At 70.8% G+C, this 14,685-nt stretch carries 19 protein-coding genes; 11 read left to right on the forward strand and 8 right to left on the reverse strand.

What is annotated here, in order from left to right:
- The first annotated feature begins 9 nt into the window (after positions 1–9).
- Both AB0M88_RS38715 and AB0M88_RS38720 read left to right on the forward strand, forming a co-directional pair.
- Positions 10–525, forward strand: coding sequence for a deaminase (locus tag AB0M88_RS38715; protein ID WP_364110821.1), 516 nt, complete (start codon positions 10–12; stop codon positions 523–525).
- A gap of 4 nt (positions 526–529) precedes the next feature.
- Positions 530–1,177 carry a tyrosine-protein phosphatase gene (locus tag AB0M88_RS38720; RefSeq protein ID WP_364110822.1) on the forward strand — a complete coding sequence of 216 codons (648 nt, stop codon included), beginning with the start codon at positions 530–532 and terminating at the stop codon, positions 1,175–1,177.
- On the opposite strand, the gene AB0M88_RS38725 is transcribed toward AB0M88_RS38720, so the two are convergent.
- A complete protein-coding gene (locus AB0M88_RS38725) occupies positions 1,068–2,186 on the reverse strand; it encodes a HoxN/HupN/NixA family nickel/cobalt transporter (RefSeq protein ID WP_364110823.1) in 1,119 nt (372 codons plus the stop codon). The genes AB0M88_RS38720 and AB0M88_RS38725 overlap by 110 nt on opposite strands.
- A 140-nt stretch (positions 2,187–2,326) precedes the next feature.
- On the opposite strand from AB0M88_RS38725, the gene AB0M88_RS38730 reads away from it, so the two are divergent.
- Both AB0M88_RS38730 and AB0M88_RS38735 read left to right on the forward strand, forming a co-directional pair.
- Positions 2,327–3,004 (forward strand): DUF4253 domain-containing protein, encoded by a 678-nt coding sequence (locus AB0M88_RS38730; RefSeq protein ID WP_364110824.1) that lies wholly within the window; start codon positions 2,327–2,329, stop codon positions 3,002–3,004.
- 167 nt (positions 3,005–3,171) lie between these two features.
- Complete coding sequence (locus tag AB0M88_RS38735; RefSeq protein WP_364110825.1) at positions 3,172–3,966, forward strand: MarR family transcriptional regulator; 795 nt, start codon at positions 3,172–3,174, stop codon at positions 3,964–3,966.
- A 41-nt stretch (positions 3,967–4,007) separates the two neighbouring features.
- On the opposite strand, the gene AB0M88_RS38740 is transcribed toward AB0M88_RS38735, so the two are convergent.
- A complete protein-coding gene (locus tag AB0M88_RS38740; RefSeq protein WP_364110826.1) occupies positions 4,008–4,184 on the reverse strand; it encodes a hypothetical protein in 177 nt (58 codons plus the stop codon).
- Between the two features lie 42 nt (positions 4,185–4,226).
- Between AB0M88_RS38740 and AB0M88_RS38745 the strand changes: the two genes are divergently transcribed.
- Positions 4,227–4,433, forward strand: coding sequence for a hypothetical protein (locus AB0M88_RS38745; protein WP_364110827.1), 207 nt, complete (start codon positions 4,227–4,229; stop codon positions 4,431–4,433).
- Positions 4,434–4,565: 132 nt separating this feature from the next.
- On the opposite strand, the gene AB0M88_RS38750 is transcribed toward AB0M88_RS38745, so the two are convergent.
- The 4 genes from AB0M88_RS38750 to AB0M88_RS38765 form a co-directional block, all read right to left on the reverse strand.
- A complete protein-coding gene (locus tag AB0M88_RS38750) occupies positions 4,566–5,453 on the reverse strand; it encodes a GntR family transcriptional regulator (RefSeq protein ID WP_364110839.1) in 888 nt (295 codons plus the stop codon).
- Positions 5,419–6,195 carry a tryptophan synthase subunit alpha gene (trpA, locus tag AB0M88_RS38755; RefSeq protein ID WP_364110828.1) on the reverse strand — a complete coding sequence of 259 codons (777 nt, stop codon included), beginning with the start codon at positions 6,193–6,195 and terminating at the stop codon, positions 5,419–5,421. The genes AB0M88_RS38750 and trpA overlap by 35 nt, the downstream gene beginning before the upstream one ends.
- Complete coding sequence (gene trpB, locus AB0M88_RS38760) at positions 6,192–7,343, reverse strand: tryptophan synthase subunit beta (RefSeq protein WP_364110829.1); 1,152 nt, start codon at positions 7,341–7,343, stop codon at positions 6,192–6,194. Before trpB ends, trpA begins: the two co-directional genes overlap by 4 nt.
- A 79-nt stretch (positions 7,344–7,422) precedes the next feature.
- On the reverse strand, positions 7,423–8,571 hold the full coding sequence (locus tag AB0M88_RS38765; RefSeq protein WP_364110830.1) for a sigma-E factor regulatory protein RseB domain-containing protein: 1,149 nt from the start codon (positions 8,569–8,571) through the stop codon (positions 7,423–7,425).
- A 106-nt stretch (positions 8,572–8,677) separates the two neighbouring features.
- Between AB0M88_RS38765 and AB0M88_RS38770 the strand changes: the two genes are divergently transcribed.
- The 5 genes from AB0M88_RS38770 (at position 8,678) to AB0M88_RS38790 (ending at position 13,018) form a co-directional block, all read left to right on the forward strand.
- Positions 8,678–9,349 carry a response regulator transcription factor gene (locus AB0M88_RS38770; protein WP_364110831.1) on the forward strand — a complete coding sequence of 224 codons (672 nt, stop codon included), beginning with the start codon at positions 8,678–8,680 and terminating at the stop codon, positions 9,347–9,349.
- Positions 9,349–10,704, forward strand: coding sequence for a HAMP domain-containing sensor histidine kinase (locus AB0M88_RS38775; protein ID WP_364110832.1), 1,356 nt, complete (start codon positions 9,349–9,351; stop codon positions 10,702–10,704). Before AB0M88_RS38770 ends, AB0M88_RS38775 begins: the two co-directional genes overlap by 1 nt.
- 43 nt (positions 10,705–10,747) lie before the next feature.
- Complete coding sequence (locus tag AB0M88_RS38780; protein ID WP_364110833.1) at positions 10,748–11,494, forward strand: YcnI family protein; 747 nt, start codon at positions 10,748–10,750, stop codon at positions 11,492–11,494.
- Between the two features lie 434 nt (positions 11,495–11,928).
- Positions 11,929–12,522, forward strand: coding sequence for a pentapeptide repeat-containing protein (locus tag AB0M88_RS38785; RefSeq protein ID WP_364110834.1), 594 nt, complete (start codon positions 11,929–11,931; stop codon positions 12,520–12,522).
- On the forward strand, positions 12,515–13,018 hold the full coding sequence (locus AB0M88_RS38790; protein WP_364110835.1) for a hemerythrin domain-containing protein: 504 nt from the start codon (positions 12,515–12,517) through the stop codon (positions 13,016–13,018). Before AB0M88_RS38785 ends, AB0M88_RS38790 begins: the two co-directional genes overlap by 8 nt.
- On the opposite strand, the gene AB0M88_RS38795 is transcribed toward AB0M88_RS38790, so the two are convergent.
- Positions 13,015–13,284 (reverse strand): DUF2277 domain-containing protein, encoded by a 270-nt coding sequence (locus AB0M88_RS38795; RefSeq protein WP_364110836.1) that lies wholly within the window; start codon positions 13,282–13,284, stop codon positions 13,015–13,017. The genes AB0M88_RS38790 and AB0M88_RS38795 overlap by 4 nt on opposite strands.
- Before the next feature lie 57 nt (positions 13,285–13,341).
- Here AB0M88_RS38795 and AB0M88_RS38800 point away from each other — a divergent pair, with 57 nt between their 5' ends.
- On the forward strand, positions 13,342–13,728 hold the full coding sequence (locus tag AB0M88_RS38800) for a DUF1992 domain-containing protein (protein WP_364110837.1): 387 nt from the start codon (positions 13,342–13,344) through the stop codon (positions 13,726–13,728).
- A 9-nt stretch (positions 13,729–13,737) separates the two neighbouring features.
- Here the strand turns inward: AB0M88_RS38800 and AB0M88_RS38805 are convergent, their stop codons facing one another.
- A complete protein-coding gene (locus AB0M88_RS38805; RefSeq protein ID WP_364110838.1) occupies positions 13,738–14,652 on the reverse strand; it encodes a hypothetical protein in 915 nt (304 codons plus the stop codon).
- Positions 14,653–14,685: the final 33 nt, after the last annotated feature.

The following is a 14,685-nucleotide window of genomic DNA, read 5'->3' on the forward strand; positions in this document are numbered from 1 at the left end:
GCTCGGCGCATGACACCGGACGAGATGGTGGGGGAGGCGCTCGCCGTGGCCGCCGAAGGGCTGGGCAACGGGGAACATCCGATCGGGGCCGTCGTGGTGCTCGGCGACGAGATCGTCGGACGCGCGCACACCAGCGAGAAGACGTTGGCGCGACGGCTGGTCCACGCCGACCTGCTGGCCATGACCGAGGCCGACACGCGGCTGGGCTGGGGCCGGCGGCACCACCCGCTGCGGATGGCGGTCACGCTCGAGCCGTGCCTGATGTGCCTGGGCGCGGCCATGGTCCTCGGCGTCCGGGAGATCTACTACGCCCTGGAGTCGCCGGTCGACGGCGGCGCCGAGATCGCCCGGCGGAGGAAGGGGCCGGACGAGCCGGACTGGTTCGCCACCCCTGAGATGACCGGCGGCATCCGGCGGGCGGAGAGCCGTGACCTTTACCGCCGTTGGTGCGAGACCGCCCCACCCGGGCCTATGCGCGACTGGGCCGAGACCCTTATAAAGGACCATGGAGATCGAGTGGCCTAGCTGCGTGAACGTCCGCGACCTGGGTGGACTGCCGGCCCGGCACGGCGAAACCAGGTGCGGGGCGCTCATCCGCTCCGACGACCTGTCCCTGCTGACCGGTGACGGCGTCGCGGCCGTACGGAAGATCGGCGTCGTCCGCATCCTCGATCTGCGCAGCCGCAAGGAGGTCGAGGCGCGGCCGGGGCCGTTCGCCGGTGACCCGATCCATTGCCACGTGCCCCTCTTGGCGGACGTTCTTGCTTATGATCCGCCCGCGTGGACGTACGCCCCGATGCTCGACCACAACCGCAACCGGATCGCCCAGGCGTTCCGCGCACTGGCCTCGGCGCCGGAGGGCGCCGTCGTCGTTCACTGCCGCGCCGGCCGGGACCGCACCGGGGGCCTGATCGCGCTCGCTCTCGACATTGCCGGGGTGCGGCCGGAGGCGATCGTCGCCGACTACGCGCGGACCGCCGGCGCCGACCCGGCCGCCATGCGCAACACGCTCGATCACCTGACCGCCCGCTACGGCGGCGCGACCGCCTATCTGGAAAACGCGGGGGTCAGCGCATCGGAGCTTGCGCGGGTGCGGAGGCGGCTGGCGCCAGGCGGGCGTCCCACTTCTCCTCGATCCGGCCGAAGCGCCACACCAGCATCGCCGCCAACCACGTGAGCACGAACAACCCGACGATCACAAAACCCACATAATTAAGGTCAAGGCCGCCGATCGCGGCCAACGGGCCCGTACGGATGTGGAGCTTGTCGGTCAGGATCGAGACCAGTTCGATCGTGCCGATGATGAGCGCGACCGCGACCGACAGCCCGGTGATGGTCAGGTTGTAGTAGACCTTGCGCACCGGTTTGGCGAACGCCCAGCCGTACGCGAAGTTCATGAACGCCCCGTCGATCGTGTCGAGCAGGCTCATCCCGGCGGCGAAGAGTACGGGAAGGGTCAGGATCGCGTACCACGGAAGCGCGAAGGCGGCGGCGCCGCCGGCCAGCACCAGGAGTGAGATCTCGGTGGCCGTGTCGAAGCCGAGTCCGAACAGCAGGCCGATCGGATACATCTGCCACGCCTTGGTGACCGCCTTGGTGGTGCGGCCGAGGATCCGGTTCATGAAGCCGCGCTTGTTGAGGTGGTCTTCCAGCTGGGCCTCGTCGAAGTCGCCCTGCCGCATCCGGCGGAAGACCCGCACGATGCCGACGAGCAGCACCAGGTTGATGATCCCGATGATGTAGAGGAAGACGCCGGAGACACTGACGCCGATCATGCCGGTCACGTTCTGCAGGGTCGACGAGTCGCTCTCGACCTGGCCGGCCAGCGACCGCACGCCGAAGCTGAGCAGCAGGCACAGGCCGAAGACGACGCTGGAGTGCCCGAGCGAGAACCAGAACCCGACCGAGAGCGGCTTGCGCCTCGCGTCACCCATCAGCTTGCGCGTGGTGTTGTCGATGGCCGCGATGTGGTCGGCGTCGAACGCGTGCCGCATGCCGAGCGTGTACGCCGTGACGCCGAGCCCGATCCCGTAGACCCCGGAGGCTCCGACCTGGTAGTGCGCCGGAACGATAACGAACAGCAACAGCCCGAAGCCCACCACGTGCAGCAGCAGCACGAACGCGCTCATCCCACCGAGACTGGTCCAGTCGCGCCGGTCGAGGGCCGGGCGGATGCGTGACGCCATCGAGGCCACCCCTTCCCATCGGTGTCTTCGCTATTGCCAGTAGTTTGCAACAGCCAAGGGACGAAGAGAAGTGGTCTCGATCACTAGACCTCAGATTGCGCCGGCGTCGCGGGTCGCCGGGAGCCTCTAACATCGGCGCGGTGGAGAAGATCTTGCGAGCGGCCGGGCTCGAGTCATACCGGGCGGAGCAGCTGCGCATTCATGACGAGACGGTCATCGGGGTGCACCCGGCCGGCGACGCGCAGCAGATGTTGCGCTCAGCGCGTGCCGGCCTGCCGGACCACAATGCCGTTCTGGTTCTCGACGCCGAGGCGGTTCGGGAGCCGGACTTCCATAACGACAGCAGCCCCAGTGACCTGATCGCCTGGGTGCAGACCGCCGACGTTGATGCCGAGTTCGCTCGCCTGCCAGGTTTCGGGCGGCAGGAGCCGGAGCAACTGGGAACGGGCGACGAGGGTTATTGCCTCGAATGCTACGACGTGACCCGATACGGCAAGCCGGAACTGCTGGTCATCCTGCCCCGGCCGGAGCCGTGGGCGGCGTTCGCCTATCTGGATCCCTACGGCGCGTCGGGCGCCTCAGGAGAGCTGGTGCTGGCCGCCGCCCGGCGATGGCATGAGCGGTACGGTGCCGCTCCGACCACGATCGGCCAGGCCAACGGCTTCACCGTAGCCCGGCCGCCGACAGACTTGGCCGACGCCGAACGGCTGGCGGTGGAACACGTGGCGATCGCCGGGCTGACCGCGCAGACAACAACGCGGGCCTATGCCCGCGCGCTCCTGGAACTCGACCGGTGGTGCCTCTACGACCGTCCTTGAAAAGCGTCTGGCCGCCTGACGAGGTCCTGGCCGGCAGCTTCTTCGAGCTCAGATGCGTCGTATCCGGGCCGCGTTGTTCGTAGTCACGGTGGAGGCCCCCGACGAGGGGCCGTCACAACTACCGGAGAGGCCGGCCGATGACCCATCCTCAAGCCAAGGTCCATCGAATGTTCGAGCTCGTCGAGCCGATCGCCACCGTCACCTTCTCCGAGGTGCCGAACGAGGCGTTCCTGGCCCTCGGCATGCGCAACTACTGGGACGGATACTTCGCGGGCCGGGCCGCGCCGCTGGGGATGGCACCGGCCGAAGCGGTGCACGCGGTCTTCTACAACTTCGCCGCGGGCGAGGTGGCGCGCCACATCCCGTGGGTCTGGGGGAAGATCACCCCGCGGGAGGCGATCGCCGTACGCGAGCGGAGCAGCGCCGCCGCGCTGCGACAGATGATCGGAGAGCTCGCCGATTCCCCCGCCCTGGCGCCGGCCGCCGATCTGGCGACCCGGGCGGCGGTCAGCGCGCCGACCGAGGGCCGGGCGCTGTACGCCGGGCTGCGGGCGCTGGACGTGCCCGCGGAGCCGATCGCCCGGCTCTGGCACGCGGCGACGCTGCTGCGCGAGCACCGCGGAGACGGCCACAACACCGCCCTGCTCGCCCACGGCATCGGCGGCACCGAGGCCCACGTCCTCATGGCGCTGTCCGTCGGCATGCGGGCGGAGGAGTTCGGGCGGATCCACCACCTGCCCAGACCACAGCTGGCCGCCGTGGTCGACGGGCTGCGCGGCCGTGGCCTCGTGGACGCCGCCGGCGGGTTCACCGAGGCCGGCCGCCAGATCAGGAAACGGATCGAGGCCCTCACCGACGAGCTGGCGGCGCCAGCGTACGAGGTGCTCACCGCGGACGAACTCGACGTGCTGATCGCCGGGCTCGAGCCGATCGCCGCCGCGGTACAGGCCGTCGACGACTGAGCGGGCCCATCTGCAATAGGCACAATGCGCGCGTGCAAATATCAACGGAACCTCACCCTAAGCTCGTCGAGCTGGCTCAGCGTTTGACTGGAAGATGGCGAGTCAAAGGGCCGGAAATTGACGGCAAGGCCGAATGCGATTCTCGGCGGGGAGGCCTTCTTCTCGTCATGAATGTCGATTTCTTCGTCAGCGGCACCGAGATGAAGGTCATCCAGCATGTCGCCTACCACTAGGAGACCGAAACGCTACAGGCTCACTATATGGACACCATGGGCGATGAATCCACGTACACGTGGGTGCTGGATGGTCAGAAACTCCGCGTCAGCCTGGGCGACGGAGAGTCGGATACGTTCTTCGAGGCTGCTTTTAACAACGACAACACGGAGTACGTCGGTACCTGGCGCTCTCCGGACAATGCTGGCGGTGACGCGGCCGAGGAGCGGATTGTTTATAGTCGAATTGAATAGCGCAGGAAAAGAAGGGCGCTCAATTCGACAGATCTGGACGTCGGCCGGACCGCAGGCCATGCCGCAGCCCTGAAAGCCGACGGTGATCCGGCCGGCGATGTCACCGGCGGGGAGGAGGCGGTGGCAACGAGATCAAGAGAAAGGCCGGGACCACTGCATGGAGAGACCGGTCGCGGCTCTTTCCGTACGGATCTCCAGCGCCGTCCCCAGGATGGTCGCCCGGTCGAACACCAGCGGGACGTCGTCGAGCCCGAATGTGATCCGGTCCGAGACGAACACCGGCGTGCCGGCCGGCTGCCCGAGCAACTCGGCGGTCGGCGCGTCGAGCACTCCGGGCCGCACGGTCTCGGACGCCCGGTGCACGACAACGCCCCGGTCGGCCAGCGCGGCATAGAGCGAGACGCCGCTGAAGTCGGTCTCAGCCAGCTCGTCCCCCCGAATCCAGGACAGCTGGTGCACCGCGGGCCGCCCAGCGATCAGCCGCAGCCGCTCCAACCGCAAAAACCGCCCCGCCGGCCCATGAAAGCCCACGGCCCCGCGACCTTCCACCCCGCCGCCGGCCACCGAACCGGGAGCGCCCGCAGCCACCCGACCGCCCGCCGGGCCGCCGCCGGCCACCGAACCGGAGGCGCCCGCGCTGCCCGCCCCGACGCTGGGGCCGACGCCGGCGGCTGGGCCGTGGAAGCCGGTGACCCAGGCCGGCGGGCGCCGGACCGCCTGGCTGAGGATCTGCGTGCTCACGGTCTGGCCCTGAGCGCGCAGGTCCTCGGCGAAGCCGCGCAGCGAGTCGAGCCGGTAGGCCGCCCGGGGCTCGGCCACGAACGTGCCCCGCCCGGGCTGCTGGGAGAGCAGCCCGTCGTCTTCCAGCTGCTGGAGGGCCTGGCGCAGGGTCACCAGGGTCACCCCGTACGCCTGGGAGAGCTCGCGTTGCGGTGGCAGCGCCGACCCCGGCGCCAGCTCGCCGCCCCGGATCTTGGTGGCCAGGTCAGTCGCGATGGCCTGGTATTTGGGAGTACGCAGCGGAGACCTCCGAGTCGAGCGCGGACCGCAGGGCCGCCACGTCCGCCCGAAGGTCGTCCGGCGTGGCCCCGTCCAGCACCCTACGCATCAGGGCCGCCCCGACCACAACGCCATCCGCTATCCGCGCCGCCTCGGCCGCCTGTGCGGGCCCCGAAATGCCGAACCCGATCAGCACCGGCCGGTCGGTGATCGCCTTGACCCGGGCGGCGAGGTGCCCGGCGGAGGCGGCGAGCTGCTTCCGTTCGCCGGTCGTGCCCATGACGCTGACCGCGTAGAGAAAACCACCGCCATGGGTGACGATCTCGGCCAGCCGCTCGTCGGGCGTGACCGGCGCGACCAGCATGACCAGGTCGAGGCCGCACTCCAGCGCCGCCTGCTCGACCGCGCCCGCCTCGTCGACCGGCAGGTCGGGCACGATCAGGCCGCTGAATCCGGCGTCGGCCAGGCGTCGGCAGAACAGCGACGGGCCGGCCCGGAAGACCAGGTTGGCGTAGGTCATGGCGATCAGCGGTATCCGCATCTGCGAGCGGATCGCGGCAACGTCCCGCAGGATGCCGGCCACCGTCGCGCCTCGGGCCAGCGCGCGATCCGACGCCTCCTGGATGGTCAATCCGTCGAGCACCGGGTCGGAGAACGGCAGGCCGATCTCGATGCCGTCGGCCCCCGCCTCCTGGTAGGCGAGGAGATAGTCGGTCCAGTTCTCGGTGATGCCGGCGGTCAGGTAGGGGTTGAGGCGCTTCATGCCACACCTCCGCGCAGCGTCGCCATGTCCTTGTCGCCGCGCCCGGACAGCGTCAGCACGACCAGCGAGCCGGCCGGCAGGTCGGGCGTGCCGGCCGCGCGCAGCACCCAGGCCACCGCGTGGGCCGACTCGAGCGCGCAGATGATGCCCTCGGCCCGGGCCAGCCGTCCGATCGCGTCGACCACCTCGGCGTCGTCGACCGTGCGGTATTCGGCCCGGCCGATCGCGTTCAGATGGGCGTGCTCGGGGCCCACCCCCGGATAGTCGAGGCCGGCCGCTATCGACTCGGCCTCGGCGATCTGGCCCTCGGCGTCCTGCAGGACCAGCGAGCGGGTGCCGTGCACCACACCGGGCGCCCCGTTGGTGATCGCGGCGCCGCCGGCCGCCTCCACCCCGATCAGCCGGGCCGTGGTGTCGGCGAAGCCGGCGAACGTGCCCGCCGCATTGGACCCGCCGCCCACGCAGGCGACCACCACGTCGGGAACGGCCACGCACTGCCGCTGCGCCTCGTCGCCGATCACGCTCTGCAGCTCGCGGACCATCCAGGGATAGGGATGGGGGCCGCCGACCGAGCCGAGCAGGAAGTGGGCGTCGGCGGTGTCGGCCACCCAGGCCCGCATCGCCTCGTTGGTCGCGTCTTTGAGGGTGCGGCTGCCGCTGGTCACCGGAATCACCTCGGCGCCGAGCAATTCCATGCGGAAGACGTTGAGCTGCTGCCGTTCGATGTCGCGGGAACCCATGTAGACCGTGGCGCGCAGGCCCAGAAGTGCCGCCGCGGTGGCGACCGCGACGCCGTGCTGGCCGGCCCCGGTCTCGGCGATCAGCCGGGTCTTTCCCATGCGGCGCGCCAGCAGCGCCTGCCCCAGCACGTTGTTGATCTTGTGGGACCCGGTGTGGGCCAGGTCTTCCCGCTTGAGCAGCAGGGTGATCCCGAGCTGGGCCGAGAGGTTGAGAGCCGGCGTGAGCGGCGTGGGCCGGCCGGCATAGGAGGCGAGCAGCCCGTCGAGGTGCCCGCGGAAAGTGGGATCGGCCCAGGCCGACCGGAACGCCTCTTCCACCGCCGCGCAGGCCGGGACCAGGGACTCGGGAACGAAACGCCCGCCGAAGTCGCCGAACCGGCCGTGTCGTGGCTCGGTCATGATCGCCATGAGCACCTCCAAAGTTATAGAACTCTCGGCTCGCAGTATTGCACGGTGCGAGCCGAGAGTTCTAGAACTGTGGTGCTGTTTACTTCTTGGCCGCTGCCGCCTCGAGCGCTGCCGGCGTGACCGCGCCGACGAAGACCCGGCCGTCGTCGGTGATCAGCGCGCTGAACAGCGAGCCGCTCAGCAGGTGGCCGCTGCCCCAGGTGCCGCTCACCTTGGGCAGGATGTTGAGTGCCGTCTGCATCTCGGCCGCGTCGCCCTTCTTGGCGGTCGCGTCCGGGGCCGGCATCTTCAGCGACACGATCGACGTCCAGCCCTTACCGATCACCGTGGGCTGAGCCGCTCCAGCCGGCCTCTTCTGGCCCGGCGCCACCTTCTGGCCCGGCGCCACCTTCTGGCCCAGCGGCGCCTTCTGGTGCTGCTCGGCCATCGCCTTCGACGACTCGTCGGTCACCTTCGCGCCGGGCGGCGGGTTGAACTTGAACTCCTGCGCGTCCGGCGTCGTGAAGCTGATCTGCTGGAACGCCACCCGTACGGCCGGGTTGGTCGCGTTCTTCGCGTAGACGTCCACCCGCAGCGGGATGTGCTTCTCGGCGTCGATCGCCAACCGCACCTGCCCGACCAGCGACGCGGTGTCCTTGGGGCTGAGCACCAGCTCGTACGCGTCCCGCCCGGCCACCTTGGCCGCACCGGTCGTCTCGACCTTGGTGGTCGGCGTGATCGACGCCAGCGCCTGGTCGGCCACCTGCTGCGGGGTCAGCGCCGCGACGCTGGGCACCGCCTTCTCGGGCGAGCCGGCCGGCACCGTGAGATGCGTGGCGGTGTTGTCGGCGCTGCGCCACAGCCACACGTCGGTGCCGCTACGGATCATGTCGGTCTCGCCGTCGGTGCCGACGAGCGCGAGCCGAGCCTGGTTCTCACCCGCGTACCAGACCCGGGCGGTGTTGCTCCCGCCCAGCAGGCGGGCGAGATTGCCGCTCGGTGCGGCGTTGCCGACGGCGCTGGCGATCGCCGGCAGCCCCAGATCGGCGGTCTCCACCACGGTGCCGGAGAAGCCGTCGACCTTGGCGTTCTGCACGTCGGCGAGCAGCTGAGCCGCGCTGCGGTCCGGCAGCGGGGAATCGGCGCTCGCGACGATCGTGCCGGCCGCGGCGCCACCCCCGATGATGACGACCGCAGCAGCGGACGGTACGAGCCAGCGCAGCGCCGGCCTCGACCTGAACACGGACACGATGTCCACCTCCCGTTTTCCTATGCCCACCACTGTGCACGGGATGCGCTGTGACACCGCTGAGAGGTTCCCCTAGGGGCTGGCCCCGTCATGGCAGGGTATTGCTGTGCGGTTGCTTGTGGTGGAGGACGAGGCGCGGCTCGCCGCCGCGCTGCAGCGCGGGCTGCAGGCCGAGGGCTTCGCGGTCGACGTGTCCGGCGACGGGCAGAGCGGGCTCGAAATGGCCCGGCACGGCGGCTATGACGCGATGGTCCTCGACGTCATGCTGCCCCGGCTCAGCGGCTACCGGGTGGTGCGCCAGTTGCGCGCCGAGCGCAACTGGGTGCCGGTGCTGATGCTGTCGGCCAAGGACGGGGAATACGACCAGGCCGACGGGCTCGACTGCGGCGCCGACGACTACCTGACCAAGCCCTTCTCGTACGTCGTCCTGCTCGCCCGCCTGCGGGCGCTGTTGCGCCGGGGCGCTCATGAGCGTCCGGCCGTGCTGACCCACGGCGATGTCGAGCTCGATCCGGCCGAGCGCCGGGTCATGGTGGCGGGCGACGAGGTGGTGCTCACCGCGCGCGAGTTCGCCCTGCTCGAATACCTGATGCGGCGGGCCGGTCAGGTCGTCAGCAAGATCGAGCTGCTCGACCACGTCTGGGACGCCGCGGTCGAGACCGCGCCGAACGCGGTCGAGGTCTACGTGGGCTACCTGCGGCGCAAGATCGGCCGCGAGCGGCTGGAGACCGTACGCGGCGCCGGCTACCGTCTCGCCGCGGTCCAGCAGGCGGGCTGATGCGGCGGCCCCGCGACCTCAGCCTGCGGGCCCGGCTCCTGCTGGTCTCGGTCATCGCGCTCACCGTCGGCCTGGCCGCGGGCGGCGTGCTGCTGGTCGCCGTGCTCGACTTCGCCCTGCTGCGCGCGGTCAACTCGGAGGCGCTCGACACCGCGCGGGGCGTGGCCAAGCTGGTCGACCAGCATCAGCTGAGCGAACCGATCCCGATCAACGCCTCGATGCAGGTGCAGATCGTCGACGCCCAGGACAAGGTCCTCAAGATCTCGGCCGGCGCCGACCGCCTGGTCTCCATGCTGCGCCCCGAGGAGCTGAAGGGCGCCCAGGACGGCACGGTGCGCCAGGTGCCGGGCAGCCGGGTCGGCATCGACGGCACCGTCCGGGTGGCGGTCGCGGTCGCCGGCCCGCCCACCCAGCCGCAGTACGTGCTGGTCGCCCGCTCGACCGACGACCTCGACCAGGGCGTGCACATCCTCGCGGTCACCCTGCTGACCGCGTTCCCGCTGCTGGTGGCCCTGCTCGGGGCGGTCCTGTGGCGGGTGCTCGGCGCCGCGCTCAACCCCGTCGTCGCGCTCACCGCCGGCGCCGAGGAGATCACCGGCGGCACCCGCGCCGGCCGCCTGCCGGTGCCCGAGTCCCGCGACGAGATCCACCGGCTCGCGGTCACGCTCAACGGCATGCTGCACCGGCTCGACACCGCGCGGGCCCGGCAGCGGGCGTTCGTCGCCGACGCCGCCCACGAGCTGCGCAGCCCGCTCACCAACATGCGCACCGAGCTCGAGGTCGCCCAGCATCTGCCCGACACCACCGACTGGCCGGTGCTGACCGGCGACCTGCTCACCGACGTCGACCGCCTCAGCCGCCTGGTCGACGACCTGCTGCTGCTCGCCCGGGCCGACGACGGGACCGCCCGCACCCCGGCCCGCCGGGTCGAGGACGTCGATCTCGGCCAGTTCCTGTTCGAGCTGGCCGGCCGCTATCCCGGCGTCGCCTACCAACCACCGTCCGCGCCGGTCCACGTGCCGGCCGACCCCGACGGCCTGGCCCGCATGATCGGCAACCTGCTCGACAACGCCGTCCGCCACAAGACCAGCCAGGTGCGGCTCTCGGTCGAGCCCGACGGGTCGTACCAGCGCATCACGGTGACCGACGACGGCCCGGGCATCCCGCCGGTCGACCGCGAGCGGGTCTTCGACCGTTTCACCCGGCTCGACGACGCCCGCGCCCGCGACGCGGGCGGTTCCGGGCTCGGCCTGGCGATCGTCCGGGAGCTGGTCCGCCGGCATCGAGGCACGGTCACCCTGAGCGACGCGGGTCCGGGTCTGCGAGTTGACGTACGCCTTCCGGTGACTTCCTGATTCGACCGGGAACTAATCAGCGCGACCGCCCGACCAACCGGACATGTCTCTCCTGAAGCGCGCATCCGTGGTGGTCACAGTCGCCGGCCTGCTGGTGGCGGTGGCCGCCCCGGCTCAGGCCCATGTGACCGTCAACCCCAATACGGCTACGCCCGGTGGTTACACCAAGGTGACGTTCCGTGTCCCCAACGAGATGGACAACGCCAAGACGACCAAGCTCGAGGTCGCCCTCCCGGCCGACCAGCCGATCGCCTCGGTCTCGGTCAAGCCGGTGCCCGGCTGGACCGCCACCCCGACCACGTCGAAGCTCGCCACCCCGATCAAATCCCACGACCACGACATCACCGAGGCGGTCTCCCGCATCGTCTGGACCGCCGACGCCGGCTCGGCGATCAAGCCGGGCGAGTTCCAGGAGTTCGACGTCTCCCTCGGCCCGCTGCCGGCCTCCGGCCAGCTGATCTTCAAGGCCCTCCAGACCTATTCGGACGGCACCGTGGTCCGCTGGATCGACGAGCCGTCCTCCGACGGCACCGAACCGGAACACCCGGCCGCGGTCCTCAAGCTGACCGCCGCTGCCGCGGCAGCAGCACCGGTGGCAACTCAGGCACCTGCCGCCGCTCCGGCCTCCATCGGTACGCGGGCACCCGGCGTAATCGGCCTCATCGCCGCAGTGGTCGCGCTCCTGCTGGCCGCCGGCGCTTTCCTCCGCGCCGGGCGTCGCCCAGCGGCCGTCAGCCCGGCGGCATCCGACGCCCCGTCCGAGCCCTCAATCCCGGCCGCCCGCGGCTGACCGCCCCGCTCTCCAGCGCGCGGCCGGATCGTCCACCACCCACCCGGCATGAATCCATTTGCATCGCGGCGGATTGCGTTACAGCCAGCGGCAGTGACGCAATCCAACCCGCGCTCCGGTCTACTTTTCCGCGACCGCCCGGCGTCCGAGGTCATCGCGCACCCGGTCGCCCGAGCGGGCCGGCCGGCCGGGGGTGTGCGGTTTATGGCGGGCGGGTGTGGGTTTTCGGGACGGGATGCGCAGTTTTAAGGCGGTATGCACGGTTTGGCGCAGTGAGCGGTCTGGCCAACTGCTCGGTTGTCTGGCCGGCCGCGTGATTGGCCGGCTGCGCGCTTGGTGTCTAGTTCTGGCCGGCTGAGTGGTTGGTCGGCCTAACGCTTCGGCTTTCTGTTCGGCGACCGCACGACGGCCGCGGTGGCCACGCACCTGCTCGTATGCCGGTTCACGTTGCCACTTACCCGACCCAGCCCAGCCGGACTGCGCGAAGCGCGGTCGGCCCGGCTCAGCTCAGCTCGGCCCGGCTCAGCTCGGCCCGGCTCAGCTCGGCCCGGCTCAGCTCGGCCCGGCTCAGCTCGGCCCGGCTCGGCTCGGCTCGGCTCGGTCTGGCTCGGCTCGGCCCGGCTCGGCTCGGCCCGGCCCGGCTCGGCTCGGCCCGGCTCGGCTCGGCCCGGCCCGGCTCGGCTCGGCCCGGCTCGGCTCGGCTCGGTCTGGCTCGGCTCGGCCCGGCTCGGCTCGGCTCGGTCTGGCTCGGCTCGGCCCGGCTCGGCTCGGCCCGGCACCGCTGTCTGTCCTGTTCGCGGCGGCGCCTGCGGGCCCCGCCCTGGCCCTCGGATTGCGGCTGTCTGCGCGGTTTGCGCTGCCGCTTGCCTGATTCGGGGCGCCGCCGGCGCGGCTCCCGGCGCTGTCGGCCCAGCGTCCAGCGCTGTCTCTGCGGGCCCCCGGCCGGCTCGGGGCGTCGTCCGGTCGGTTGGCGGCGCGGCTGGTGGGCGGGGGCGCGCCCGCCGCCGTACGGTGCTCGTCATGGATGACATCACCGCGCTGATCCTCGACGACCACCACCGGTTCCGGGTCGGTTTTGCCCGGCTCGACGACGCGCAGAGCAACGAGGAGCTCGAGGCCATCTGGACCCCGCTTGCCCTTCACCTCGACATTCACGCCGACGCCGAGGAGGAGATTCTCTACCCGCACCTGCTGAAGGACGCGGGCGGCGACGACGCCGAGGAGGAGACCGACGACGCGATCCGTGATCACAACAAGATCCGGGACGGCATCGAGGAGGCGCGGAGGCATCCGGTCGGCTCGGACGCCTGGTGGAAGGGTGTCTGGAGGGCTCGCACCGAGAACAGCGAGCATCTGGCCGAGGAGGAGGACGAGGTGCTGCCCGACTTCCGGAAGCACGCCGGCCGCGATCTGCGCTTCGAGCTGGGCGCCCGGTGGCTTCGCTTCTTCGGCGAGCATCCTCAGGGCAAGGGGCTGTCCTTCGCCGACAAGGATCCCGAAAAGTACATCCAGGACAACAGCTAAGAGGCGTACCGGCGCTCGGCGCGGGCCCGGGCCTTGGCCGCCTCTTCCTCGCGGTTCTTCGGGGCGGCGGTGGTGACCAGGGCGGCCAGCAGGTCGGCGGTGGCCGCGGAGACGGCGGCGACCGCCTGGTCGAAGGCCTCCTGGTTGACCGCCGACGGGCGGGTGCTGCCGGCGATCTTGCGGACGTACTGCAGGGCCGCCGCGTGGATCTCCTCGGCGGTGGCCGGCGGTTCGAAGTTGTGCAGCTGGTGGATGCTGCGGCACATGGCGGTGGTCCCTTCCGTCGGAGGCTGGCCCCAAAATACGCCTTTAGAATTGTCCGCATGGTCCACTGGTACGAGTCGTCCATCGATCGCCAGCTGCGGGAGGCCGCCGAGCGGGGCGAGTTCGAAAATCTGCCCGGGGCGGGGAAGCCGCTGCGGGACGCCGGCCGGGAGTACGAAGAAGACTGGTGGGTCAAGGACTGGCTGCAGCGCGAGGGTGCCACCTCGGGCGTCATCCCGCCGACGCTGGCCCTGCGCCGCGAGACCGAGGACCTGACTGCCAAGGTCGACCGGCTGCGCACCGAGCGCGAGGTCCGCGACTACGTCGCCGAGCTGAACGGGCGCATCCGCAAGGCCACGGTCGGCCTCATGGACGGGCCGCCGGTGGTGCTCCCGCCGGTCGACGCCGACGACGTGGTGGCGGGCTGGCGGGAGCGGCGGGCGTGAAAGCGGGACCTACTTCTCGTTGATCTGGAGCGGGAAGCCGGTCAGCGTGTCGCACTGCACATAGTTCAGCTGGATCTTGACCTTGGTGAACCAGAGGTACGGCAGGGTCAGCGGCGGCGGCGAGTCAGGCGTGAAGACCACCGGGATGACGCCGAACAGGTTGCCCGCGAAGCGTTCGGTGAAGAACTGGACGTGCCCGGCGGTCGTGAGCTCGTTGCTCTTGATCACGGTGTGGGCGCCGTTCGCCTCGTCGATGGTCAGGCTGAACGGCTTGTTCACCGCCTTGTCCATGCTGAACTTGAGCACCCGCGCCGAGCCGGCGGTGCCGGTCGGCAGGTTGACCACGCCGTCGTAGGTCGATTCGAACATCTGCAGCGAGTCGGTCTCGAGCAGGCCCGGCTTGTCGGCGATCCGGGGGATCCCGTCGGCGCCGGCGTTGAGCCCGAAGACGCGGGGGCCCAGGCAGGGGATGTCGTCGTCGGTCGCGCTGGGTTTGGGGGAGGCGGGCGTCGTGGTCGCGGCATCGGACGGTGGTGCCTCGGTGGAGCCGGTCGACGTGGGGTCGGTCGACGTGGGGTCGGTCGACGTGGGGTCGGCGGTCGCGGTGGTGGCCGGATCGGTGGTGGCCGGCGCGGTGGTCGGGGTCTCCGGCGGCTTCGGCAAGGTGCTCGGGGGGGACGACGGGTCGTCGCCGCCCAGACCGAGCAGGTTGCCGAGGCCGCCGACGATTCCCTTCACCCCGTCGGCGATCGGGTTGCCGTCCTTGTCCGTGCTGGGTGCCGTGGTCGGTGTCGTGGCCGCCCCGTCGCCCCCGGTCGAGCCCTGGCCGGAGTCCCCTTTGCCCGAGTCGCCCTTGCCCGAGTCACCCTTGGCCGGGGCACTGATCCGCTCGGCGACCGGCGAGCCCGAACTCGCGCACGGCATCTCGGACGTGCGCCGCTTCGAACTGATCTGCTA

This window comes from Actinoplanes sp. NPDC051411 (genome assembly GCF_040682075.1).
GTDB lineage: Bacteria > Actinomycetota > Actinomycetes > Mycobacteriales > Micromonosporaceae > Actinoplanes.